The sequence below is a fragment of the Allobosea sp. LjRoot9 genome (genome assembly GCF_964252745.1).
Taxonomy (GTDB): Bacteria; Pseudomonadota; Alphaproteobacteria; order Rhizobiales; family Beijerinckiaceae; genus Allobosea.
The window spans coordinates 1-24237 of record NZ_CAXUPC020000007.1; the positions used below are offsets into that span (position 1 = coordinate 1).

22 protein-coding genes are annotated in these 24237 nt (G+C 66.3%); 14 read left to right on the top strand and 8 right to left on the bottom strand.

What is annotated here, in order from left to right; translation table 11 throughout:
* Positions 1-144 precede the first annotated feature (144 nt).
* Positions 145-1284, bottom strand: a complete 1140-nt coding sequence (locus ACSQ3P_RS22895) for a citrate synthase family protein (protein ID WP_436167795.1) — start codon at positions 1282-1284, stop codon at positions 145-147.
* A 97-nt stretch (positions 1285-1381) separates the two neighbouring features.
* Here ACSQ3P_RS22895 and ACSQ3P_RS22900 point away from each other — a divergent pair, with 97 nt between their 5' ends.
* Positions 1382-2461: a citrate synthase/methylcitrate synthase gene (locus tag ACSQ3P_RS22900; RefSeq protein WP_436167796.1), complete on the top strand. Its 1080-nt coding sequence runs from the start codon at positions 1382-1384 to the stop codon at positions 2459-2461.
* Positions 2462-2688: 227 nt separating this feature from the next.
* Here ACSQ3P_RS22900 and ACSQ3P_RS22905 read toward each other — a convergent pair whose 3' ends face one another.
* A complete protein-coding gene (locus ACSQ3P_RS22905; protein WP_436167797.1) occupies positions 2689-3606 on the bottom strand; it encodes a LysR family transcriptional regulator in 918 nt (305 codons plus the stop codon).
* Between the two features lie 104 nt (positions 3607-3710).
* On the opposite strand from ACSQ3P_RS22905, the gene ACSQ3P_RS22910 reads away from it, so the two are divergent.
* Positions 3711-4874: a mandelate racemase/muconate lactonizing enzyme family protein gene (locus ACSQ3P_RS22910; RefSeq protein WP_436167798.1), complete on the top strand. Its 1164-nt coding sequence runs from the start codon at positions 3711-3713 to the stop codon at positions 4872-4874.
* A gap of 216 nt (positions 4875-5090) precedes the next feature.
* Here ACSQ3P_RS22910 and ACSQ3P_RS22915 read toward each other — a convergent pair whose 3' ends face one another.
* Both ACSQ3P_RS22915 and ACSQ3P_RS22920 read right to left on the bottom strand, forming a co-directional pair.
* Entirely contained in the window at positions 5091-6740 is a 1650-nt protein-coding gene (locus ACSQ3P_RS22915) for a glucan biosynthesis protein (RefSeq protein WP_436167799.1), read from the bottom strand.
* Positions 6741-7155: 415 nt separating this feature from the next.
* A complete protein-coding gene (locus ACSQ3P_RS22920; protein ID WP_436167800.1) occupies positions 7156-8136 on the bottom strand; it encodes a LysR family transcriptional regulator in 981 nt (326 codons plus the stop codon).
* A gap of 162 nt (positions 8137-8298) precedes the next feature.
* Between ACSQ3P_RS22920 and ACSQ3P_RS22925 the strand changes: the two genes are divergently transcribed.
* The gene (locus ACSQ3P_RS22925; RefSeq protein WP_436167801.1) at positions 8299-8643 is read left to right on the top strand and encodes a nuclear transport factor 2 family protein; all 345 of its coding nucleotides are present in this window, start codon (positions 8299-8301) and stop codon (positions 8641-8643) included.
* 168 nt (positions 8644-8811) lie between these two features.
* Here the strand turns inward: ACSQ3P_RS22925 and ACSQ3P_RS22930 are convergent, their stop codons facing one another.
* Positions 8812-9780: a threonine ammonia-lyase gene (locus tag ACSQ3P_RS22930; RefSeq protein ID WP_436167802.1), complete on the bottom strand. Its 969-nt coding sequence runs from the start codon at positions 9778-9780 to the stop codon at positions 8812-8814.
* Between the two features lie 218 nt (positions 9781-9998).
* On the opposite strand from ACSQ3P_RS22930, the gene ACSQ3P_RS22935 reads away from it, so the two are divergent.
* The 7 genes from ACSQ3P_RS22935 to ACSQ3P_RS22965 all read left to right on the top strand — a co-directional run bounded on the left by ACSQ3P_RS22935 (position 9999) and on the right by ACSQ3P_RS22965 (position 18505).
* On the top strand, positions 9999-11039 hold the full coding sequence (locus ACSQ3P_RS22935) for an NAD-dependent epimerase/dehydratase family protein (RefSeq protein ID WP_436167803.1): 1041 nt from the start codon (positions 9999-10001) through the stop codon (positions 11037-11039).
* A gap of 115 nt (positions 11040-11154) precedes the next feature.
* Complete coding sequence (gene argE / locus ACSQ3P_RS22940) at positions 11155-12306, top strand: acetylornithine deacetylase (RefSeq protein WP_436167804.1); 1152 nt, start codon at positions 11155-11157, stop codon at positions 12304-12306.
* 260 nt (positions 12307-12566) lie between these two features.
* Positions 12567-14156, top strand: coding sequence for an ABC transporter substrate-binding protein (locus tag ACSQ3P_RS22945; RefSeq protein ID WP_436167805.1), 1590 nt, complete (start codon positions 12567-12569; stop codon positions 14154-14156).
* A gap of 209 nt (positions 14157-14365) precedes the next feature.
* Positions 14366-15343, top strand: coding sequence for an ABC transporter permease (locus tag ACSQ3P_RS22950; RefSeq protein ID WP_436167806.1), 978 nt, complete (start codon positions 14366-14368; stop codon positions 15341-15343).
* Between the two features lie 180 nt (positions 15344-15523).
* Positions 15524-16462, top strand: a complete 939-nt coding sequence (locus ACSQ3P_RS22955; protein WP_436167807.1) for an ABC transporter permease — start codon at positions 15524-15526, stop codon at positions 16460-16462.
* Between the two features lie 37 nt (positions 16463-16499).
* The gene (locus ACSQ3P_RS22960; RefSeq protein WP_436167808.1) at positions 16500-17501 is read left to right on the top strand and encodes an ABC transporter ATP-binding protein; all 1002 of its coding nucleotides are present in this window, start codon (positions 16500-16502) and stop codon (positions 17499-17501) included.
* On the top strand, positions 17498-18505 hold the full coding sequence (locus ACSQ3P_RS22965; protein WP_436167809.1) for an ABC transporter ATP-binding protein: 1008 nt from the start codon (positions 17498-17500) through the stop codon (positions 18503-18505). Before ACSQ3P_RS22960 ends, ACSQ3P_RS22965 begins: the two co-directional genes overlap by 4 nt.
* 153 nt (positions 18506-18658) lie before the next feature.
* On the opposite strand, the gene ACSQ3P_RS22970 is transcribed toward ACSQ3P_RS22965, so the two are convergent.
* Complete coding sequence (locus ACSQ3P_RS22970; protein ID WP_436167810.1) at positions 18659-19921, bottom strand: peptide ABC transporter permease; 1263 nt, start codon at positions 19919-19921, stop codon at positions 18659-18661.
* A gap of 199 nt (positions 19922-20120) precedes the next feature.
* Here ACSQ3P_RS22970 and ACSQ3P_RS22975 point away from each other — a divergent pair, with 199 nt between their 5' ends.
* The 4 genes from ACSQ3P_RS22975 (at position 20121) to ACSQ3P_RS22990 (ending at position 22559) form a co-directional block, all read left to right on the top strand.
* Positions 20121-20636 (top strand): DUF2478 domain-containing protein, encoded by a 516-nt coding sequence (locus ACSQ3P_RS22975; RefSeq protein ID WP_436167811.1) that lies wholly within the window; start codon positions 20121-20123, stop codon positions 20634-20636.
* Positions 20637-20670: 34 nt separating this feature from the next.
* Positions 20671-21552 (top strand): formate dehydrogenase accessory sulfurtransferase FdhD, encoded by an 882-nt coding sequence (locus ACSQ3P_RS22980; protein ID WP_436168039.1) that lies wholly within the window; start codon positions 20671-20673, stop codon positions 21550-21552.
* Complete coding sequence (gene mobA / locus ACSQ3P_RS22985) at positions 21545-22186, top strand: molybdenum cofactor guanylyltransferase MobA (protein WP_436167812.1); 642 nt, start codon at positions 21545-21547, stop codon at positions 22184-22186. The genes ACSQ3P_RS22980 and mobA overlap by 8 nt, the downstream gene beginning before the upstream one ends.
* Positions 22187-22433: 247 nt before the next feature.
* A complete protein-coding gene (locus tag ACSQ3P_RS22990; protein ID WP_310152123.1) occupies positions 22434-22559 on the top strand; it encodes a hypothetical protein in 126 nt (41 codons plus the stop codon).
* Positions 22560-22618: 59 nt separating this feature from the next.
* Here the strand turns inward: ACSQ3P_RS22990 and ACSQ3P_RS22995 are convergent, their stop codons facing one another.
* The gene (locus tag ACSQ3P_RS22995) at positions 22619-23017 is read right to left on the bottom strand and encodes an SRPBCC family protein (RefSeq protein WP_436167813.1); all 399 of its coding nucleotides are present in this window, start codon (positions 23015-23017) and stop codon (positions 22619-22621) included.
* 84 nt (positions 23018-23101) lie between these two features.
* Positions 23102-24226 carry an Mrp/NBP35 family ATP-binding protein gene (locus ACSQ3P_RS23000; RefSeq protein WP_436167814.1) on the bottom strand — a complete coding sequence of 375 codons (1125 nt, stop codon included), beginning with the start codon at positions 24224-24226 and terminating at the stop codon, positions 23102-23104.
* Between the last annotated feature and the right edge of the window lie 11 nt (positions 24227-24237).

Sequence of the window (24237 nt, forward strand, 5' to 3'; positions counted from 1 at the left end):
GCGTAGCGCCGGATGAGGGGGCGCAGTGTCCTTTCCGGCTAGCCTTCTAAGGCAAACCAGCAATCGTCGAGCGCCCCCTCATCCGTCTCGGCTTCGCCGAGCCACCTTCTCCCGCTAGGGGAGAAGGGAAGAAAACCCACCTCCTCATCCCGGCTCCGGGCCGACATAGCGGGCGCGGGGGCGGATCAGGCGTCCGGTCTGGAACTGTTCGAGCGCATGGGCGATCCAGCCGGTGCAGCGCGCCGTTGCGAAGATCTGGAACGGCGCATCCTCTGGAAGCGCCAGCACGGAAGCCAGGGCCGTGAGCGCGAAATCGATATTCGGCAGCGCGCCGGTGATAGTCTCGATGGCGAGGCGGACCTCCTCATAGTGAGCCGGCAGGGCGAAAACCGCCATCAGCGCCCGCGCCCGCGGGTCGCCCTCCGGATAGATCGGATGCCCGAAGCCCGGGATCGGCACGCCGAGCGCGAGACGCGCGCGGATCGCGGGCTCGATGCCGTCGCGCCGGCATTCCCCAAGCAAAGCGCGAACGCGCGGCGCCATGCCGCCATGCAAGGGGCCCGACAGCGCCGATAATCCAGCCAAAGCGCAGGCGGCGAGCGAGGCATGCGTCGAGGCGGTGACGCGGACGGCGAAGGTCGAGGCGTTCAGCTCATGGTCGGCGAGCAGGACGAGGCAGCGGCGAATGAGATCGGCGCCGGTCGCGTCGCAGGTCCAGGCCGCCGCGAGGCGCTCATGGATCGGCCCATTGCCCGAGCCGCCGGCGACGGCGTCGACAAGCGCATCGAGGACGGCTGCCGCCTCGAAATAGAGCGATTTCAAGGTTCGGCCACCAATCACCGGATCGGTGGCGGCGCGGGCCGCGATCGCGGCAAACATGCGCTGATTGCCGCTGCCGGGCGCGATCGCATTGCATTGCGTCGGGAAGCGCGCATTGCCGCAGGCCCAGAGCAGGCGCGCGACATCCTCGAGCCGCGCCGTTTGCGCCAGGGCCTCGGCATCCTGCCCGCGATACCAGAGGCGGCCATGGGCGATCGTCGTGATGCTCGAGGCCAGGACGGGCTCGCCCCAGGCGATCGTGTCCTCCGCGATCGCCGCGTTGCGCCGGCCGCGCGCCTTGCGATGCTCCAGGCGCGAGACATCCGCCGCCCGGTAGAGGCTGCGTCGCGCCTCCTCAGGATCCGCCTTCGCTTCGATGCGGCCGCGGCTGACATAGGCGTAGAGCGTCTGCGGCTTGAGCCGCAAACGGGTCATCACCTCCTGCGCCGTCAGCCAGTCATTCATCTCGATACATCGCATCTCGATATATTGATTATATTGTTCAAGATTGATTATGCTGCATCGCAGCGCGATCCTCAAGGCCTTGTTGAGGGAGGATCCGATGTCGGATGGACTTGATGATGTTGTCGCTGCGGAGACGATTCTGTCGGATGTCGACGGGGCTGCCGGCCGCCTGATCATTCGTGGCCATCTCCTCGACGACCTTGCCGGCCGCACCAGCTTCGCTGAGGCCGCCGAGCTTCTGCTGGACGGCTTCTTCGAGGATTTGCCGCGTGGCGCGGCCTTCGCGGCGGCGCTCGGCCAGAGCAGGCTGGAGGTCTTCCGCGAGGTTGCGGGTCTCGATGCCGGGCTCGTGCAGGCAAGCCCTGTCGAGGCGATGCGGGCGCTGACGGCGCGGTTGGCGGATGGCGACGATGTCGCGACTGCGCTGCGATTGATGGCGGCGCCGGCGGTCTTCACGCCCGCCGTCATCCGGATGCAGCGCCATCTGGCGCCGGTCGCGCCCGATCCGGCGCTGCCCCATGCCGCCGATATCCTGCGGATGATGCGCGGCGAGGCCGCCGATCCGGCGCAGGCCGCCGCGCTCGATACCTATCTCGTGACGGTCTGCGATCATGGCCTCAACGCCTCGACCTTCGCGGCGCGCGTCGTGGCCTCGACGCGGGCCGGTTTGACCTCCGCCGTTCTGGCGGGGGTGAGCGCCCTGAAGGGGCCGCTGCATGGCGGCGCGCCGGGGCCGGTCATCGAGATGCTCGACGAGATCGGGGAGGCTGCCAACGCCCGGGCCTGGTTGGAGGCGGCGCTGCAGCGCGGCGACCGATTGATGGGCTTCGGCCATCGCATCTACCGCGTGCGCGATCCCCGTGCCGACGCGCTGAAGCGCGCGATCCGCCGGCTCGATCCGAATTCGGGCCGCCTCGCCTATGCCGAGGCCGTCGAAGCCGCGGCTCTCGCGATCCTGCGCGAGCGCAAGCCTGCTCGCTCGCTGCAGACCAATGTCGAGTTCTACACGGCGCTCCTGCTCGAGGCCTTGGCCTTCCCCCCGGAGAGTTTCACTTGCGTCTTCGCGATGGGCCGCGTCATCGGCTGGATCGCCCATGCGCAGGAGCAGCTCGCGGGAGGACGGCTCATCCGCCCGAAATCGACCTATATCGGCCCCGAGCCGAGGCAGGCTGCTTGAGGGTGGGGAGGGCGCCTTCCCTTCTCCCCTCGCGGGAGAAGGTGGCGCGCAGCGCCGGATGAGGGGGCGCCGTGCGCTGTCCGGTTAGCGTCGCAAGGCAAAACGGCAATCGTCGAGAGCCCCCTCATCCGTCTCGGCTGCGCCGAGCCACCTTCTCCCGCCAGGGGAGAAGGGAGGGCGCCCTTCTCGTCATGCGTGGCACAGCCAATCACGAGCCGGCCCCCCACTCACTCCACTTGCAGGCTCGCCCACAACTCGTCGGCGGCGTCGTTGCGGCAGTCGGGGCTGCGGAAGAGCCGGATCTCGATGGGGATGTCGAAGCGCTCCGGCCCGGCCCGGACCAGGCGGGCGCGGGCGAGGTCCTCTTCCGCCAGGGTGAGCGGTAGCCAGGCGATGCCATGCCCGTCCCGCGCCATGGTCAGCAAGGTCGCGGCCAGATGCGAGGTGAAGACGGTCGTCATCCCGGCAGCGCCCCGCGCCAGCGCCGTGTCCTGCGCGAGCGCCATCTGGACCGAGAGGATGCGGCCAAGCCCGGAAGCCTGGCTATAGGCGAGGAGCCGCGCCGGCCGCTCGCTCGTTCCCGGAAGCGGCCACAGTGGTCGACCCTCGGCATCCGGCGCGCAGAGCAGCACCAGCACGTCGTCTCCGACTCGGATGCTCTGGAAGCGCTCGGCTTCAAAACGCGTCGGCGCCTGCGCATGATGGTGGCAGAGCAGGAAATGTACTTCGCCGCCCAGCATGATCTGCTCGCAGGCTTCCAGGCTGTCCGAGATCAGGTTGAGCGTGCCGAGCGCCTCGAAGCGCATGTGTCGGCGTATCCAGCCCGGGAAGAAGGTGAAGGAGAGTGCATGCGTCGCCGCGATCGACAGCGCGCCCTTTTCGCGCTCGCCGACGGCTCTGGTCTCGCGCTGCAGGTGCTGCAGGTTGCGCAGCAGGTCCTGGGCGAGGGGCTGGAAATAGGCGCCGGCCGGGGTCAGCGTCGCGCCCTGGGCGCTGCGCAGGAAAAGCGCCACGCCGATCCAGTCCTCAAGCGCGCGGATGCGACGGCTGAAGGCCGGCTGCGTGACGTTTCGAATCTCGGCCGCGCGCGAAAAGCTCTTCTGCTCGGCCAGCGCCAGGAAATCTTTCAGCCAGTCCAGATCCATGATGCCGCTCGCGCATGGGGTGAACCGATCTTGGCATTGGCCGACCGGCAGGCGCCAGACATACAGGACAGGATATCGCCAGCCAGCACCGCAGGGAGACCGCCATGCGCATCGTCGATGTCCGCGAGATCACCAAGCCGATCGCCTCGCCGATCCGCAACGCCTATATCGACTTCTCCAAGATGACGGCGAGCCTCGTGGCGGTGGTGACCGATGTGGTCCGCGACGGGCGGCGCGTGGTCGGCTACGGCTTCAACTCGAACGGTCGCTACGGCCAGGGCGGCCTCATCCGCGAGCGCTTTCGCGGCCGCATCCTCGATGCGGTTCCCGAGAGCCTGATCAATCAGAGCGGCGACAATCTCGATCCCTACAAGATCTGGGCGACGATGATGACGAATGAGAAGCCCGGCGGCCATGGCGAGCGTTCGGTGGCGGTCGGCACGCTCGACATGGCCGTCTGGGACGCCGTCGCCAAGATCGCGGGCAAGCCGCTGTTCCGCCTGCTGGCGGATGGGAAGGGCCGGGAGGCCGATCCCCGGGTCTTCGTCTATGCGGCGGGCGGGTACTATTATCCCGGCAAGGATGACGGCGCCCTGCGGGCCGAGATGCGCGGCTATCTCGACCGCGGCTACACCGTCGTGAAGATGAAGATCGGCGGCGCCGGCATCGCTGAGGATCAGCGTCGCATCGAGGCGGTGCTGACCGAGATCGGCTCGCAGGCTCAGCTTGCTGTCGATGCCAATGGGCGCTTCGACCTGGAGACCGGCATCGCCTACGCCAAGATGCTGCGCCACTATCCGCTGTTCTGGTACGAGGAGGTCGGCGATCCCCTCGACTATGCCCTGCAGGCGGCGCTTTCGGAGTTCTATCCCGGCCCGATGGCGACGGGCGAGAACCTGTTCTCGCATCAGGATGCGCGCAATCTCCTGCGCTATGGCGGGATGCGGCCCGATCGCGACTGGCTGCAATTCGACTGCGCCCTGTCCTATGGCCTCGTCGAATATCTGCGGACGCTCGATGTGCTCGCGCAGTTCGGCTGGTCGCCGTCGCGCTGCGTCCCGCATGGCGGCCACCAGATGTCGCTCAACATCGCGGCCGGCCTCGGGCTCGGCGGCAATGAGAGCTATCCCGACCTGTTCCAGCCCTATGGCGGGTTTCCCGACAGCGTTCGCGTCGAGAACGGCCATATCGTGATGCCCGAGCTTCCCGGCATCGGTTTTGAGGGCAAGTCCGACCTGATCAAGGTCATGCGCGAATTGGCGGAGTGAGGTAGCGGGGTGGGCGGGCGAGCTGGGGCTGGTAAGGACTCACTGGAACCACACCGTCATTCCGGGTCAGGCCGTAGGCCTGAGCCCGGAACCCAGAACCGATGCGCCCGACATTTGAGGCTCGCCATGCGAGCGCCTCATGGAGAACCCGCATCGGCTCTGGGTTCCAGGCTCGATCCTTCGGATCGCCCCGGAATGACGGCGGTGTCTCCACGATCAATCCTTGCTGACGACGGTTGGACTTGGAGGCGGAGCCGCGACTTTCGGCACCGACCAGGAGCTCGTCCAGGTCTCCGTCAGGGTGCGGGATCGCGATTTCAGGAAGATGCGCAGTTCGGCGGTTTCGCCGGCGGGCAATGTCGCGTCGACGATGGCGCGGAAGCCTTTCGCTGCCGGGTTCGCGTCGACGATCGTCGCGGCGATCGTTCCGGCCGTGGTCGATGCGACGATTTCGACGCGCTTGGGGTCGGACAGATAATATTCGAGATCGCCGTCGGTGAAGTCGACGATGAAACGCTTCTTGCCGACGTCGTTGGCTTCGCCATTCTCGGTGTTCGAGCCATCGAAGCTGTTCCGGACCTGCCCGTAAGGATGCAGAGCCTTCGTCGTCGAGAGAGCCGAGATGCGATAACTGAACTGGCTGGCTTTCCTGGGCTCGAGCGGCGTGCTCGGCGTCCAGCAGGCGACGATGTTGTCGAAGGCTTCGCCGGTCGTCGGAATCTCGATGAGATCGATGCGCCCTTCGCCCCAGTCGCCGGCGGGCTCGACCCAATATCCCGGCCGGGCGTGATACTGCGCTTCGAGATCCTGATAGTGGCCGAATTCACGGTCGCGCTGCATCAGGCCGAAGCCGCGCGGATTGTTGTCGCCAAAGCTCGAAATCCGCAGCGATTTCGGATTCCGGATCGGCCGCCAGACCCACTCGCCGCCACCGGTTTTGAGCATCAGCCCGTCGGAATCATGGATCTCGGGCCGGAAATCGGTGCGCTGGCCGAGGTCGCCTTCGCCCGCGAGGAACATCGAGGTGAGGGGGGCGATGCCGATGCGGGGGATTTTTACGCGCGGGATGATCGTTGCCGTCACGGCAACGCTGGTCTGCTGCCCCGGCGTGACGATAAATCGATACGCGCCGGCGACGGAGGGCGAATCCAGCAGGGCATAGATCACGAGATCAGCGCTGTCGCGCGTCGGCTCTTCCAGCCAGAGCGCCCTGAAGAACGGAAACTCCTCCGGCTGCTCTCCGCCGACATCCAGCGCCAGCCCACGCGCCGACAGGCCATAGCGATGGCCGCGCCCGATCAGGCGAAAATAGCTCGCGCCGAGAAAGGCGATCAGCTCGTCTTGTACATTCGGGGCATTCAGCGTCGTCGTCACGGCAAAACCGGCGAAGCCCAGCGCAGGCGAAAGCTGCTTGGGAACGGGAACCTTGCCGTACTCGAACAGTCCCGTCGTGAAGGCGAGCGGGATGGCGCTACCGTCCTTGATGACGTGCAATTGCACCGGCTTGTCGTGAAGAAATCCGAGATGGAAGGGATGGAGCCGGAAGTCGGAACCGCCATCCCGCCAGAACGCCTTTTCCCTGCGGAAGCGGATTTCCCGGTAGCTGTCATAGGTCAGCTTCGAGAGTTCCGGCGGGATCGTCAGCCCCTCGGCATCGAAGGCGCGCTCTCCCAGCGCCCGAGCCTGTTCGACAACGTCGTCATAGCTGAACGGCCCGCCGCGCGGCGATGCCGGCGGCGCCGCGGAGCCGGGCCTGGCTGTGGCGAACAGGGCTGATGATGCGAGCATGGCCAGGGCCGTGCGGCGCGAATGGAGCCGCCCGGCGGGTTGATCGGAAACCATGGCGTGCACGCTTTTCGCAGCCATCGACGCGTCTCTCGGTTGGGTCATCGCGTGCAGGGGGACGGCGCGATTGCGCGCATCTTGCCCATGGCGACCGTCATCGCCACCGGCGCTCCAGCACATCTCATTCGCGTTTTCATTGTCGATCCGCCCAGTGATGCCTTGTGCATCGTGAACCGGTCAGCGTCGCTAATGTTCCTCTGCCCGGGGCGGTCAGGGGTGTCGGAGTCGGTAATTGCGAGGGGCCGTTTCGATCCATTGCAGACGTGGCGGTTCGCCACTGCAGCCTTCTCGGACGCCCAAGGCCCTTCTCGGACGCCCAAGGGGCTCCAACCGTCGGCGACATGACAACCTGCCGCTGGTCGCGCTGCCGGGAAAAGCAATTAGTCCCGGTTTCAGAGAACTCTTGTCGATGCGCTTGGCGACGGTATGCCCAGCGTTAATGGTGTGGACCTAGGCCTCGAGGAACAGCCGCGCCGATCGCTGCAGCCGTCTCGACCCCGTTACTTTTCCGCGCGCCGCCGCGGATGGTGTCGATCACGGCGCGGAGCGGCGGCGCCATCTGCCGCTGGGCCGGATAGCATAGATAGTAGCCGGGGAAGGGGGCGGACCAGGTCTCGAGCAGCACGACGAGGCGACCCTCAGCGATATGAGACGCGATTAGCTGCTGGCTGGCGAATGCAACGCCGACCCCATCGACTGCCGCCTGCACCCCGAAGTCCTTTATGTTGGAGATCAGGGGGCCGTCGATGGCGACCTCGAACCACTTACCGTTCTCCATGAACTCCCATTTGTACGGCGTCTTCTGCCCCGGCCATCGCCAGCCGATGCAGTGATGGGCGAGAAGGTCGCGTGGATGGGCCGGCGTCCCGTGTCGGGCGAGATAGTCGGGCGAGGCGACCACGGTCTGGCGCAGGTCCGGGCCGAGCTTCACCGCAATGAGGTCCTTGTCGATCACCTCCCCGAGGCGGATGGCGACGTCATAGCCCTCGGCCACGATGTTCACGACGGCGTCGTCGAGGGTGACGTCGAGTACGACCCGCGGATAGGCGTCGCTGAAGTCACGGAGGATCGGCGTCAGGTAGAGGTCCGCGGCCGCCCGGAAGCAGTGCACCCGCACGGTCCCGGCGGGATGGCCGCGGCGCTCGCGGGTCTCGCCCAGCGCCTCCGCCAGCTCCTCAACGGCGGGCTGTACCCGTTCGAACAGCTTGGCCCCTGCCTCGGTCAGGGAGACGCTGCGGGTGGTGCGGTTGAACAAGCTGACTCCGACCCGCTCCTCGAGCGCTCGGACCATCTGGCTGAGCGCCGAGGATGACACACCGAGGTTTTCGGCCGCCCGGCTGAAGTTCAGCGAACCGGCGACGGCCACGAAGGCGCGGAGCTGGTTGAAGTCTCCGGCAGACAGAAGGGAAGATTTCATGATCGCCTTCGATTGCTTAGCTCAGCTTACAAGGCTGATTAGCGTGCTCGGATTAAACATGCGCGCTCATCCTTATACTCTGATGGACGATAAATTTGAAAAGGAACCACCATGACACAGCAGCACACGTCCTCAACGGTAAACATAGATGGATTGGTCGCCTTGGCGAAAACCTACTTCGACGCCGCCTACGCGATGGACGCTGACGAGTTCGCGACCATCTTCGACCCCGCCGCCCTGGTCACCCGACGCGGCGATGGCAACAGCGTGGTGGTTACCCCTGTCGCCGCCTGGCTCGATGCGGTCCGGAGCCTAACCTCGCCGCAGGATACCGGCGGCGTGCGCGCCGACCAGATCCTCTCCATCGCCATTACCCGCGATATGGCGCTGCTCAAGCTCCGCCTGCGGATCCCGCCCCGCGAGGTGACCGACCTGCTGTCGTGCTTTTACCTCAACGGGCGCTGGCAGGTCGTCCAGAAGGTGTTCGCCGCCGAGGCGCTGGCCTGAAAGCTCTGCCATCGATCCCCGTCCCGCCAAGCCGGAAAACGAATGCTCGGCCCGCGCTCAGTTGCGGCGACTTAAGGCGATGGATGGGAATGTCAGCTCACCACTCACAGCCACCATCGCACGCAATCCGCCTGAGTGGTCAGGTCGGCCCAAAGCCAACGCCTGATCTCACACCCCGAACTGCGTCCGCCAGGCGGCGATGTCCTCCAGCGCGACATTCGAGCCGCAGAGCACGAGGCCGACGCGCTCGCCCGGCTTGAACTTGTCCTTGCTCGCGATTGCGGCGGCGACGACGCAGGCCGCCGCCGGCTCGAGCAGGACACGCCCGTTCTGCAGCACCCAGATGAGCTCGCGCACCGCCTCGATATCGGGCACGACGACGATGTCCTCCAGGAATTGCCGCGCGGCCGCCATCGTCCGTTCGGTCGCGAAGGGGGCGTTCAGCGTGCGGGCGATCGATGTCGCGCGCAGCGGCACCGGCTTTCCCGCGGCAAGCGCCTGCGTCATCGTCGTGGCGCCTTCGGTCTCGACGCCATGGATGCGCACGGCCGGGTCGAGTCCTTTCAGCGCCGCGCCGACGCCGGCCGAGAAGCCGCCGCCGCCGATCGAGATGAAGACATGGTCGAGCCGCCCGCTGGCGTCGCTGGCGAGTTCGAGTCCGAGCGAGCCATGGCCGGCGATGATGGCGGGATCGTCGAAGGAATGGATGTTGGTCATGCCCTGCGCGGCATAGTCCGCAGCCTTGCCGAAGGCTTCGATTGCGTCCTCGCAGAGCTCGACCTCGCCGCCGGCGCTCCTGGTCAGCGCGATGTTCAGCGGTGCAACATCCTTCGGCATCAGCACGAGCGCGCGTGCGCCCATCGCGCTGGCGACCATCGAGACGGCGATGGCGTGGTTGCCGCCCGAGACCGTGACGACGCCGCGTGCGAGCTCCGCCTCGCTCATGCCCATCAGCTTGTTGAAGCAGCCGCGCACCTTGAACGAGCCGCCAAGCTGCAGCGCCTCGACCTTGACCACGGTCTCGACCCCGAGCCGGGCCGACAAGCCCGCGCTGTGATAAGTCGGGGTGCGCCTGATCTTGCCGGCGATCCGGGTCGCTGCGGCCTGGATGTCTGCGAGGGTGACGTCGAAATTCATGGGCATCCGCCTTTTTGCTGGGCTGCTGCCGTTATAGGCGATCAGCGGCTGCGGGCGAGGGGGCATTTGCAGGTCGCTCACGCATCACGCGACTGAGCCGGCGCGTGGCCGGCTTGCCGCGAGCAGCCACACCCCAAGCCATGCAAAGATCGCGGGTGGCTCCGATTCGGCCAGGATGGTCAGAGGCCGCGGAATAGAACCGGAATTCGGGGAAAACCATGTCTCGGCGCGCTTTTATCATCGGTGGAACCGGCCAGATCGGCCGCGCGGTTGCCGATGAGCTGCTCGCGCATGGCTGGGAGGTGGTCCTGTCCCATCGCGGCCACCGCTTGCTTCCCGAGGAGATGGCGGCGAGGGGGGCGAAGCTGGCTGTGCTCGATCGCGATGAGCCGGGCGCCCTGGCGCGCGCGCTCGCAGCGGGTGCGGATGCGGTCATCGATACGATTGCCTATAGCGACGTGCATGCCGACCAATTGCTCGAGATCGAGCGAGCTACAGGCGCCTTCGTCGTCATCTCGTCCTGCAGCGTCTATCGCGACGCGGCCGGCCGGACACTCGACGAGGCCCGCACAGGCGGCTTTCCGGATCTGCCCTTGGCCATGTCGGAAGACCAGCCGACGGTCGATCCCGGTCCAAAAACCTATTCGACCCGCAAGGTCGCGCTGGAGCGCCGCCTGCTCGACCATGCCAGGCGGCCGGTGACGGTCCTGCGGCCATGCGCCATCCATGGCCGGCATTCCGTGCATCCGCGCGAATGGTGGTTCGTCAAGCGCATGCTCGATGGGCGAGACGTGATCCCGCTGGCCTATCGCGGCGAGAGCCGATTTCACACTTCGGCTGTCGTCAACATCGCCGCTTTGGTCCGCAGGGTGCTGGAGGTTCCCGGCACGCGCATCCTCAACGCGGCGGATCCCTCGACCCCGAGCGTCGCGGAGATCGCGGCGACGATCGCGAGCCATCTCGATTATCGAGGGAGGTTGCTGCCCGTGGATGACGACAGCTATCCGCCGCTGATCGGAGCGACGCCATGGTCGGTTCCCGCGCCGTTCACGCTCGACACCGGTGCCGCTCTCGCCTTGGGCTACAGGCCCGTCGCGACCTATCGGGAGGCGAGCAAGACCGCCTGCGACTGGCTGGTGAAAACCGCGCCCTCCAATTGGCGGGAGGCATTTCCCGTTCTGGCCAGCTATTCGCGCGATCTCTTCGATTATGCCGGCGAGGACGCCTATTTCGAGCGGGTCGCGCAGGGCAGACCCTGATCCCTGCGTTGGGCTCGGCCCCGCCCGTCACGGCGCGCGATTGACCCGGCGCTCCAGCGGCGTAGCCTGCCGGCACGAAACCTGCCTCTCGCCCGACCTTTGGAGACTGTGACCCGTGACCCTGACGCCTAAGGAGATGCTCGCCAAACTGGTTTCGTTCAACACGGAATCGCAGCGCAGCAATCTCGAGCTGATCCATTTCTGCCGCGACTATCTCACCGCGCTCGGTGTCGAGAGCACGCTGGTGCCGAGCGACGACGGGGAGAAGGCCAATCTCTATGCGACGGTCGGGCCGAAAGTTGAAGGTGGCGTCGTGTTGTCGGGCCATACCGATGTCGTGCCGGTCGCAGGCCAGGACTGGACCTCCGATCCCTGGACGCTGACCGAGCGCGACGGCAAGCTCTATGGCCGCGGCGCCTGCGACATGAAGGGGTTCGATGCCATCGCGCTAGCCCTCGTGCCGGAGATGCTGAAGGCGCCGCTGAAGCGCCCGGTCCATATCGCCTTGTCCTATGACGAGGAGGTCGGCTGCCTCGGCGCGCGCATCCTAGTCGAGGCGATGGCGGCGGCCGGCATCAAGCCCGCGGCGGTGATCGTCGGCGAGCCCTCGATGATGCAGGTCGTCACCGGCCACAAGGGCGGCACCCGGATGCGCACCACGGTCAAGGGCCACGCCGTTCATTCCAGCCGCGTCGATGTCGGCGTGCCGGCCGTGATGATCGCGGGCAAGCTGATCGAGTGGCACAACCAGACCATGGCGGAGAACAAGGCGCGAGCGAGCAACGAGAACCCCTTCGAGCCGCCCTACAGCACCTTGCATGTCGGCGTCGTTCAGGGCGGCACGGCGGTCAATATCACCGCCGAGCATTGCGTGTTCAGCCATGAGGTTCGTGTCGTGCCGGGCGATGAGGGCGTCGATTTCGTCGGGCGCTACAAGGCCAGGGTCGCCGAGATCGAAGCCGAGATGAAGGCGATCGCGCCCGAGACGGGCATCACCGTCGAGATCACCTCCGCCACGCCGCCGCTCGGCCCGGAGAAGGACGGCGCGGCCGAAGCGCTGTCGCGCCGCCTGACCGGCGATAATGGCAGCCATGTCGTCGCCTACGGCACCGAGGGTGGCCTGTTCCAGGGCGCGGGCTGGTCGACCGTGGTCTGCGGCCCCGGCGACATCGCCCAGGCGCATCAGCCCGACGAGTTCATCACAGTCGCCCAGCTCGAGGCGGGCACGGCTTTCGTGCGTGGCCTGATCGCCGATCTCTCGCGCTGATTGTAGTCGCGCCGACCCAAGGCACGGCGATTGCATCGCTGGTGACACTAGGATGGTGGCCGGGGCGCTCAGATAAAAGTTCAATATGGAACGAAAAGGCGGCGTCAGGCTGGACGCCGCCGCCAGAGCGTCTCTAAGCTGCTATCTTCTTCGATTGTCTGCCAACGCATGTGGACGGTCGGAAACCGCTCCCGGGAGGGGTGGGCGTCTTGGAGCTCCGGTTCCATTCGGAGCTCTCAACCAAAGGGGAGCAACCGGTCATGTCGTTCAAGACGAATTGCCTTGCCGCCGTGGCGGGCCTGGCGCTGATGTGCGGCGCGGTCCAGGCGCAGACCTTGCGTTACGCCAACCAGGGCGAGCTCAAATCGCTCGATCCCTACACCGTCAACGAGACGACGACGCATGCCCATCTCGGCCACCCCTATGAGGGGCTGATCCGGCGCGGCAAGAACCTCGAGATCCTGCCCGGCCTCGCCGAGAAATGGGAGGTCTCGACTGACGGCCTGACGTGGCGCTTCTTCCTGCGCAAGGGCGTGAAGTTCCATGGCGGCGAGGATTTCACTGCCGACGACGTGGTGTTCTCGGCCGATCGTTCGCGCGCGCCGGGCTCCAACGTCCAGACCCGCGTCCCCACCGGCGCCAAGGTCGTCAAGATCGACGACTACACCGTCGACTTCCAACTGCCCTCGCCCAACCCGATCCTGCATTACCAGTGGGACACCTGGTACATCATGTCGAAGAAATGGGCCGAGGCGAACAACTCGACCCAGCCGACGCCGGCCAACGCCACCACCCCGACCTTCGCCTCGCTCAACGCCAATGGCACCGGCGCCTTCAAGGTCGAGAGCCATCAGCCCGGCGTCAAGACCGTCTACAAGGTCAACGAGAACTGGTGGAACAAGAGCCCGGAACACAATCTCAAGGAGATCATCTTCACGCCGATCGCCTCGGACGCCACGCGCGTCGCGGCGCTGCTGTCCGGCGAGGTCGACGTGATCGAGCCGGTGCCGATCCAGGACATCCAGCGCGTCAACGCCTCGGGCAGCGCCCAGGTGCTGACAGGGCCGGAACTGCGCACGATCTTCCTCGGCATGGACCAGGCCCGTGACGAATTGCTGGAGTCCAGCGTCAAGGGCAAGAACCCGTTCAAGGATGTCAGGGTCCGCCAGGCCTTCTATCAGGCGATCGACATCGAGACGATCAAGAGCCGCGTCATGCGCGGCCTCTCGACACCATCGCCCCTGATGATCGCGCCGGAGCTCTTCCCCAGCACCGGCTTCACCCGCGCCAAGTTCGACAGTGCCGCCGCCAAGAAGCTGCTGGTCGATGCGGGCTATCCCGACGGTTTCGAGCTCGGCATGGATTGCCCCAATGATCGCTACGTCAATGACGGCGCGATCTGCCAGGCGGTCGTCGGCATGCTCGCTCGCATCGGCGTCAAGGTGAACCTCAACGCCCAGCCCAAGGGCCAGTATTTCGGCAAGGTGCTGAAGCCCGGCGGCTACAAGACCTCGTTCTATCTGCTCGGCTGGACGCCCGGCACCAGCGACGCCCACAACGTGCTCTTCGACATCATGGGCTGCCGCGACAATCCGGCTTCCTCGCGTGGCGAGTCCAATGTCGGGGGGTACTGCAACAAGAAGCTCGACGCGCTGACCGACAAGATCCTGGTCGAGGTGGACAAGGCCAAGCGCGACGCGATGATCCGCGAGGCGTTCCAGCTCTCGATCGACGATTTCGGCTACATCCCGCTGCACCAGCAGGCGCTGGCCTGGGGCGTGTCGAAGAAGGTCAAGCTGCCGCAGCGCGCCGACAATGCGGTGAATTTCCAATACGCCGTCAAGGAGTGAGCGGGAGCGCAGTGTTCGAGCTGCGCATCTTGCCCGTCCGGTTACCCCACGCGATCGTCATCCCGGACAAGCCGCGCAGCGGCGCTGATCCGGGATCCATCCTAGAGCTCGGACGCCCTTCGATGGATCCCGGATCTCCGCTTCGCTCCGTCCGGGATGACGCGGAGGTTCGGTTGCGAACCATCAAACCTTAGACGTTCAAGGCGTTCATGCTCGCTTTCATCCTGCGCCGGCTCTTCCAGTCGCTCATCGTCATGCTGAGCGTGGCGCTGATCGCCTTTGCGATGTTCCGCTTCGTCGGCGACCCGGTGAACCAGATCGTCTCGATCGACACGCCGCAGGCCCAGGTCGCCGAGATCAGGCGCTCGCTTGGGCTCGACGATCCCTTCCTCGTCCAGTTCGGCCGCTACATCTACAATGCGGCGCGGCTCGAATTCGGCGTGTCCTACCAGTTCCGCCTGCCGGTGATCTCGCTTCTGGGCGAGCGCGGCCCGGCGACGCTGGAGCTTGCCTTCTGCTCGGCGCTGTTTTCGCTCGCGGTCGGCATTCCGATGGGCGTCTATACGGCGCTGAGGCGCGAAAGCCCGCTCGCCAAGTTCTTCCAGGCGATCTCGCTTATCGGCATCAGCCTGCCGACCTTCCTGATCGGTATCCTGCTGATCTATCTGTTCTCGGTGACTTTGGGCTGGCTGCCCTCCTTCGGGCGCGGCGAGGTCGTCAAGATCGGCTCCTGGTGGACGACCGGGCTCTTGACCGGCTCGGGGCTGAAGGCGCTGATCCTGCCCTCGATCACGCTGGGCCTGTTCCAGATGACGCTGATCATGCGGCTCGTCCGGGCCGAGATGCTGGAGGTGCTACGCACCGACTACATCAAATTCGCCCGAGCGCGGGGCTTGAAGACCCGCGCCATCCATTTCGGCCATGCCCTGAAGAACACGCTGGTGCCGGTCATCACCATCGCCGGCCTGCAGCTCGGCTCGATCATTGCTTTCGCCATCATCACCGAGACCGTGTTCCAGTGGCCGGGCATGGGCCAGCTCTTCCTGCGCTCGGTGCAGAACGTCGATATCCCGATCATGGCGGCCTATCTGATGCTGATCTCCTTCCTCTTTGTCAGCATCAATCTCGCGGTCGACCTGCTCTATGCGCTGGTCGATCCGCGCCTGCGCGCCACGGTCGGCGCGTGAGGAACGGGGAGGGGAGCATGTCCAACTGTCCGACGGAGCTTTTGGAATGATGACGCCCACACCGTCATGGTCGGGCTTGTCCCGACCATCCACGTCTTCCCTGGCCGGGCGCGGTGTTCAAGACGTGGATGCTCGCCACAGGGGCGAGCATGACGGTGTGGCAGCTTGCGGAGCGAGGCGATGAGCGCGGCCATGCCCGAAAAGGCCCCCTCGCGCTGGAGCCGCTTCCGCGACAGCGACATCCTGGCGAGCTTCCTGAAATCGAAGGTGACGATGGTCGCAGGCCTCGTCGTGCTGCTGCTCTTCCTCGGCGCGGCCTTCTCTCCCTGGCTCGCGCCGACCAATCCGTTCGATCCTGCGACCGTCTTCCTGGCGGATTCGATGATCCCGCCCGCCTGGCAGGATGGCGGCGAGGCGCGCTTCATTCTCGGCACTGACGACCAGGGCCGCGATCTCTATTCCGCGATCCTCTACGGCATGCGCGTCTCGCTGATCGTCGGCGGGCTCGGCTGCCTCCTGGCTGCCTCGATCGGCATCACGCTGGGACTGCTCGCGGGCTATCTTGGCGGCCGCACCGATGCGTTCATCATGCGCATCGCCGATGTCCAGCTCACCTTCCCGGCAATCCTGATCGCGCTTCTGATCGACGGCGTCGTCCGCGGCGTCTTCCCCAAGGCCTCGCGCGAGGACACCGCGATCTATGTGCTGGTGATCTCGATCGGCCTGAGTTTCTGGGTGCAATATGCCCGCACCATTCGCGGTTCGACGCTGATCGAGCGCAACAAGGACTATGTCATGGCGGCCCGCCTCGTGGGGCTGCCGGCGCCCTTGATCATGCTGCGCCATGTCCTGCCCAATGTCATCGGGCCGGTGCTGGTCATCCTGACGATCAACCTGGCGCTTGCCGTGATCACCGAGGCGACCCTGTCCTTCCTCGGCGTCGGCCTGCCGGCGACGCAGCCCTCGCTCGGCACGCTGATCTCGATCGGCAACAAATACCTGTTCTCGGGCGATTGGTGGATCGTGACCTTTCCCAGCGTGACGCTGGCGGCGCTGGTGCTGGCGGTCAACCTGCTCGGCGACTGGCTGCGCGACGCCCTCAATCCAAGGCTGAGGTGATCATGGCCCCATGCAGCCGCTCGCGTCCGGAGGCCCGATGAGCGTCCCCGTCCTCTCCGTCCGCGACCTCACCGTCGAATTCATGGCGCGGCGCGGCACGCTGCGTGCGCTCGACGCCATCTCCTTCGACATCGCGCGCGGCGAGGTCCTCGGCGTCGTCGGCGAATCCGGCGCCGGTAAGTCGGTCACCGGCTCAGCCATCATCGGCCTGATCGACCCACCCGGCCGCATCGCCGGCGGCGAGGTGGTTCTGTCGGGCGAGCGCATCGACAATCTGCCGCCCGACGCCATGCGCAAGGTCCGGGGCAAGCGCATCGGCATGATCTTCCAGGACCCGCTGACGAGCCTGAACCCGCTCTACCGCATCAGTGAGCAATTGATCGAGACGATCCGCACCCATACCGATCTCAACGCGGCGGACGCCCGCAAGCGCGCCATCGCCTTGCTCGACGAGGTCGGCATTCCCGCGCCCGAGCGGCGCATCGACGGCTATCCGCATGAGTTCTCCGGCGGCATGCGCCAGCGCGTGGTGATCGCTCTGGCGCTCTGCGCCGAACCCGAATTCATCATCGCCGACGAGCCGACGACGGCGCTCGACGTCTCCGTGCAGGCGCAGATCATCGCGCTGATCAAGCGGCTCTGTAAGGAGCGCGGCACTTCGGTGATGCTCGTCACCCACGATATGGGCGTCATCGCCGAGACCGCCGACCGGGTCGCGGTGATGTATGCCGGGCGCATCGTCGAGATCGGCCCGGTGCGCGACGTCGTCAAGCAGCCGCTACACCCCTACGCCAAGGGGCTGATGGGCGCGATACCCTCGCTCGAAGGCGATGCCGAGCGCCTGGTTCAGATCCCGGGCACGATGCCGCGGCTTTCGGCGATCCCGCCGGGTTGCGCCTTCAACCCGCGTTGCGAGAAGGCGTTCGCGCGATGCCATGTCGAGCGGCCGGAGCTGGTCCAGCTCGGCGATCGCAAGGTCGCCTGCCATCTCTACGACCAGCCGCAAGCCTCGCGGGACGAGGCGGGGATCGCAGCATGAGCCAAGGTCCCCCTGAGCGCCCCTTCGTCCAGGTTCGCGACCTGCGCCGTATTTTCGACGTCTCGAAACCATGGCTCAACCGCGTGCTGGAGCGCGCGCCGCGCCAATATCTCAAGGCAGTCGATGGCGTCTCCTTCGACATTCGCCGGGGCGAGACCTTTGCCTTGGTCGGCGAGTCCGGCTCGGGAAAATCGACCGTCGCGCGCATGGTCGTAGGCCTGCTGCCACCCTCGGACGGCACGGTCTCGATCGCCGGCATCTCGATGAACGACGTCAATGTGGCGCAGGAGCGCCAGCGCCTGCGCCGGCGCATCCAGATGATCTTCCAGGACCCCTATGCCAGCCTCAACCCGCGCTGGCGCGTCGGGCGGATCATCGCCGAGCCGATCCGCGCCTTCGGCATCGTCCATGGCGAGGCGGACATCACCGGTCGCGTCGGCGAGTTGCTGACGCTGGTCGGCCTGCATCCCGACGATGCCGGGAAATTCCCGCATGAATTCTCCGGCGGCCAGCGCCAGCGCATCGCGATCGCCCGCGCGCTCGCCTCCAATGCCGAGTTCATCGTCTGCGACGAGCCGACATCGGCGCTCGACGTCTCGGTCCAGGCCCAGATCCTCAACCTGATGCGCGATCTGCAGCAGAGATTCGGACTGACCTATCTGTTCATCTCGCACAACCTCGCGGTCGTCAGGCACATGGCGACGCGCATCGGCGTGATGTATCTCGGCCGTCTCGTCGAGGTCTCGGAGGGCAAGCAGCTCTTCTCGCATCCGCGCCATCCCTATACGCGCATGCTGCTCGACGCGGTGCCCGACCTCGCCATGGTCGGCAAGGCGCGTGAGGGCGTGAAGGGCGAGATCCCGAATCCGATCAGCCCGCCCTCGGGCTGCACCTTTCATCCGCGCTGCCCCCTGGTCTTCGAGCGCTGCCGCATCGAGAACCCTCCGGTGATCGACGGGGTGGCCTGCCACGCGGTCAATCAGGGCCGCGTCGCGGCGGCTTGAGGCTAGATCTTCCGCGCGATCTCACCCGTCATTGTGAGCGCCGCGAAGCAATCCAGGAGGGCTCGCGCAAGCCTCTGGGTTGCTTCGCTGAAGCCTGTCCTCGGGCTTGCCGAAGGCAAGACACGGGTGCTCGCAATGACGATTAAAGCCGGCTCACTTCTCGGCGGCCGGCGCCAGCGGCCTGTCGTTCTTGCGCCGGTTCTGCACGTCGGCCGGCAAGGGCGCGACCGGCCGCTCGGTGCGGTATTGCCCGCGCGCGATCGCCGCAAACAGCAGGACCACTGCCGCCAGCGTCATCAGCCACCAAGGCTGCAGCGTCGCAAAGCCGAGCGCGGTCAGCGCGAAGGCGGTCGTGTAGGCGGCGACGCCACCCGCCGCCAGCGCGACGGGCATGTGCCGGGCGGCGCGGATGGCGAAATACAGGCAGGCCGCTGCCGCGGCAGCTCCGACGATGCCGAGCTCGTACCAGGTCTCGAAGAGCAGCGTCGTCGGCGTCGTCATCGGCAGGGCGCCGGTCACGCGGCCGCGCAGAACCGTGTCGAGCCCGTGGCCGGTGATCAACTGGACCGGCTCGCGGCCGACGACATCGGCCCAGACGCCGAGCGCCTGCACGAAGTCGCTGGTGCTTTCGGGAAAGCGCGAGACGATCGGGATCAGCAGGAAGGGCAGGATCGGCGCGAGCAGCATGACGCCGCCGATCAGCGCGGCGATGATCGGGATAGCCTTCTCGCGATTGGCGCTGACGGCGCCGAAGGCGACCGCGCCGCAGATCATCGCGACGGCCTCGCCATCCTCGAAGCGCGTCAGCGCGAGCAGGCCGACGACGAGGGCAAGCCCGAGCGCGCTCAAGCCCCGTGCGCGCGACAAAAGCCAGGCCAGCGCCGGCCAGGCCATGATCAGCACGACGCTGATGCCGCGCTCGACGCTGCCGATCTCCGCATCGGAGCGACGCAGCGCCGCCACGACGATGAGCGCAAGCGCGAAGATGGCGGCCAGGCCCGTGCCGAGTGCCGCAAGATTGAGGTTGGAGGCGCGCATGCGCTCGGGCAGCGCGGAGGTGCCGCAGAAGCCGAGCGCGACCGCAAGCACGAGATTGCCGGCCTTCTCCGTCGCCGAGGAGGTATAGGGGCTCCAGATCAGCGAGAGCACCGACCAGGCGACGAGGCCGACCAGAATCATGCCGGGCCGGCTCAGCAAGGCGCGCTTGAGCGTGCCGGTGAACCAGCCGGGCTCCTCGACCAGCGAGGAGATGACGAGCAGGACGACGCCGATCGGCACGAGCACGACTGCAGCGCGACGCGACACCAGCGACGCCAATGGCAGCGCGAGCGCCAGCGTCGCGAAGCCGATCCGGCGCAGCAGCACGGCGGCGTCCACGGCGGGGTCGCGAGGTCCTTGAGCATTACGGCGGATCATGACGATAAACCAGCAGCCAGCCTCATCCGGAAAAAGCGCCGGACATCAACCTGTCCGCACCCTAGCGGGCCGTCGGGCATGCGGCTGTAGGTGCGGCGCAACACTATGCTGGCATCTCGAAAGCCGGCTCCGTTGACTTGATCGCTCCTGCGACGAAAGCACGCTGGCCTTGGACGGGCCTTTTGTGGGATGAATCCTCATGACTTTGCTTGCGGCCATTCCCTATTCCCAGGGCTTCCCGATCGACGGCTTCATGGCCGGTCTCGCGCGGCGCCTGAAGGATCGCGGCATCAGGCTCGGCGGCGTCGTGCAACTCAATACCGCTGACTGCGAGAACGGTTGCGCGGCGATGATGCTGGAGGATCTTGCCAGCGGCCGGCATTTCCCGATCAGCGAGGATCGCGGCGCGGGCTCGGCCGGTTGCAGGCTCGATGCGACCGGGCTCGCAGCCGCCGGCGGCGCGATGGCGTCGGCGCTGGCTGGCGGAGCCGAGTTGGTGATCGTCAACAAATTCGGCCGGCAGGAGATGCTCGGTCAGGGCTTGCGGCAGGAGATCGCCGCCGCCTTGCTGGCCGGCCTGCCGCTGCTCATCGCCGTCCGCCGTGATTTCCTGCCGGCCTGGCGCGATTTCGCCGGCGAGGATTGGGTCGAGCTCGCGCCCGAGGAGGCTGTCGTCGAGGCCTGGGCCTCCGCGCAAGCGCGCATCGCAGCCTGACGAACCCGCCGGAGCAAGCGCCGTGGCGCAGGATATGAGCTTTCTCGACGATTACCTGGTGCGGCCAGACCCCGCCGCGCCGCGCCTGGGCGCGACCGTCTCCGGCATCGACCAGACGGGGGCTGTGGTCGAGACCCGCGTCGTTACCGAGCGGGCGCTGACGCTCTATCTGAACGCCCAGGAGATCGTCACCATGATGACGATCGGCGATCATCCCGACTATCTCGCGCTCGGCTATCTCCTGAACCAGAACATGCTGAAGCGCGGCGATGTCATCGAGGCGGTCGATTATGACGAAGAGCTCGAAGTCGTGGTGGTGCGCACGCCGGAGCGCACCAATTTCGAGGCGAAGCTGAAGAAGAAGACGCTGACCTCCGGCTGCGCCCAGGGCACCGCTTTTGGCGACCTGATGGAGGCGATCGACGAGATCGAATTGCCCAAGGCCGAATTGCGCACGAGCTGGCTCTATGCGCTGACTCGCAAGATCAACACCACGCCCTCGCTTTATCTCGAGGCCGGGGCGATCCATGGCTGCGTGCTCTGCGAAGGCGACCGGCCGCTGGTCTATATGGAGGATGTCGGCCGCCACAACGCCGTCGACAAGGTCGCGGGCTGGATGTTCCGGCACGATGTCGATCCCGCGAAGATGATCTTCTACACCACCGGCCGGCTGACTTCGGAAATGGTAATCAAGACCGTGCGCATGGGCATCCCCGTGCTGGTTTCGCGCTCCGGCTTCACCGAATGGGGCGTCGAGCTCGCGCGCAAGGCCGGGCTGACCCTGATCGGCCGGGCGCGCGGCAAGCGCTTCGTCGCGCTCGCCGGCGAGGGCAACATCGTCTTCGACCAGGACCCGGAGAGCGTCGAGGAAGAGGGCGGCAAGAGCCGGCGGAAGGGGGCGGGGAGCGATGACTGAGGGCACCCTCGGCCTGCTCCTCGCCGGCGGCCTTGCGCGCCGCATGGGTGGCGGCGACAAGCCGTTGCGGACGATTGCGGGCAGGACCATCCTTGCCCATGTCGTCGAGCGGTTCGGTCCGCAATGCGAGAGCCTGCTGATCAACGCCAATGGCGATCCGGCGCGCTTTTCCGATTATGGCCTGCCGGTCGTCGCCGACAGCGTGCCGGATTTCGCCGGCCCGCTCGCCGGCATCCTGGCCGGGCTCGACTGGATGGCGCAGCACCGGCCCGGATTGAGCTGGATGGTCAGCGTCGCCGCCGACACGCCCTTCATCCCGCGCGATCTCGTCGCCCGCCTGCACCTTGCCCGCGCGGATCTGAATGTTCCGCTCGCCTGCGCGGCATCGGGTGGCTGGACGCATCCCGTCATCGGGCTTTGGCCGCTGGCACTGCGCGAGGACCTGCGCCACGCGTTGACCGTCGAGGATGAGCGCAAGATCGACCGCTGGACGGCGCGCCACGGTTGCGCGAGCGCGGAGTGGCCGATCGATCCCGTCGATCCATTCTTCAATGCAAACCGGCCGGAGGATCTGACCGAGGCCGAGAGGCTTTTCGCGGTCTTGAACGACAGCGACTCTCCGCCCTCATCCTGAGGTGCCGCGAACGATGCTCCTCAGGATGAGGGCTGCAGGAGGCTGGGCTTTATCGCCCTTCGGCCTGCTTGATACGGGCCGCGCCGCTCGCTATCTCTCCTAGAGCATTTCCGCGTTTCTCCGAATCGCGAAAATGCTCTACCTCCTTGTTTTATCGCATTTTCTTCACGCGAACCGGTATCCACTTCGCTCGAAAATGCTCTAGGAATAAGGACAGCTTATCGCTGCCGAGCCTTGGGGGAAGATCGTGAAATCATTCGTCGCCGCCGTCATCTTCGCCGTGGTCGCCGCTTTCGGGGCGAGCCTCGTGCTGAACGACTTCTTCCAAAAGCCGGTAGAGACCGCCTATTCGACGGGCAGCGTCAGGCTCTAGAACTTTGTTTTAACGCGTTTTCTTCACGCGACCCGGTGTCCACTTCGCTCGAAAATGCTCTAACCCTCCAGCAGCGCCTTCAACGCCGCCAGGTCGCGGGCGATCATGCCGGCGTCGCGCGCCATTTCGTCGTCGGACATGTCGCGCTGGAACAGCGTGAACACGACCTCGCTGCCGTCGCCATTGGCCATGACGCGCATCGGATTGTGCATGGCCTTGCCATTGTCGGGAATGACGGCGTGATCGAGCACGCCGTAACGGTTGGGCTCGCTGAACAGGATCCGCATCCGGCCCATCGGCGTCTCGGCGACCCAGGTCATGCCCTCGACATGGCTGAAATCATGCCCGAGCCCCTCGGCCCATTTCGGAAAGTTCAGCGGTTCGGCCAGGAAAGCATAGACCTCGTCCGCCGGACGATCGATGCCGATCCCGATATGGCGCGCATGGCTCATGGACATGGGCCGCTCCTTCGGTTCACAAAGAACAAAAGAAGAACAGGGCGGCGATCATGTCAAGGGGCGCCCTGATTCCGGGCCGCGCACTCACTCGATGACGATGCGGGGCGCTGCCCTGACCGCGCCGCTTAAGCCCGCCTGCACTTGCCGCGCGATTGCGAGATAGGCCTTGGCATGGGCGCTGTCGGGGTCGCTGGCGACGATCGGGCGGCCACCATCGGAGGTCTCGCGGATCGACATGGCGAGCGGCACCTCGCCGAGGAAGGGCACGCCGAGGCGTTCCGCTTCGTGCCGCGCCCCGCCATGGGCGAAGATGTCGGAGCGGTGGCCGCATTCCGGACAAATGAAATAGCTCATATTCTCGACCACGCCGAGGATCGGCACCTCGACCTTGCGGAACATTGCGACGCCGCGGCGCGCATCGAGCAGCGCCAGATCCTGCGGGGTCGAGACGATGACGGCACCCGCCAGCGGCGTCTGCTGCGCCATGGTGAGCTGCGCGTCGCCGGTGCCCGGCGGCATGTCGACCACGAGCACGTCGAGCTCGCCCCAGGCGACCTCGCGCAGCATCTGGGTGATGGCCGAGATCACCATCGGCCCGCGCCAGATCATCGGCGTTTCCTCGTCGATCAGGAAGCCGATCGACATGATCTTGAGGCCATAGGCCTCCATCGGCGCGAGCGTCCGGCCCGAGATCAGCTTCGGTTTGCCGGTGATGCCGAAGATTTTCGGCACGGACGGGCCGTAGATGTCGGCATCGAGCACGCCGACCTTGAGGCCCAGCACGCTGAGCGCAACGGCGAGGTTGGCGGTGGTGGTGGATTTGCCGACGCCGCCCTTGCCGCTGGCGACCGCGATGATCTGCTTCACGCCGGGAACGCCGGCAGCCTTGGGAGGCGGCCCGCCCGGGCCGGATGCGGGGCGATGCGCTTGGCTGCGCGCCTGGGCCGCGGCCGAGGACGGCGCTTTGTCGGCGGTGAGGCCGACCAGCACCTGCGTCACTCCCGGCAGGCCGGAGACGGCGCTTTCCGCCTGTTTGCGCACCGGCTCCATCGCATCGGCCTCGGTCGCGTCGATGCCGATCGCGAAGATCACCTTGCCGCCATCGATCAGGATGTTGTTGACGCGGCCAGATGTCGCGAGCGATTGCCCGCTCGCCGGCAGCTTCACCAGTTCGAGCGCGCGCAGGATGTCGGCTTGGGTCAGGGCCAATTCGGCAACTC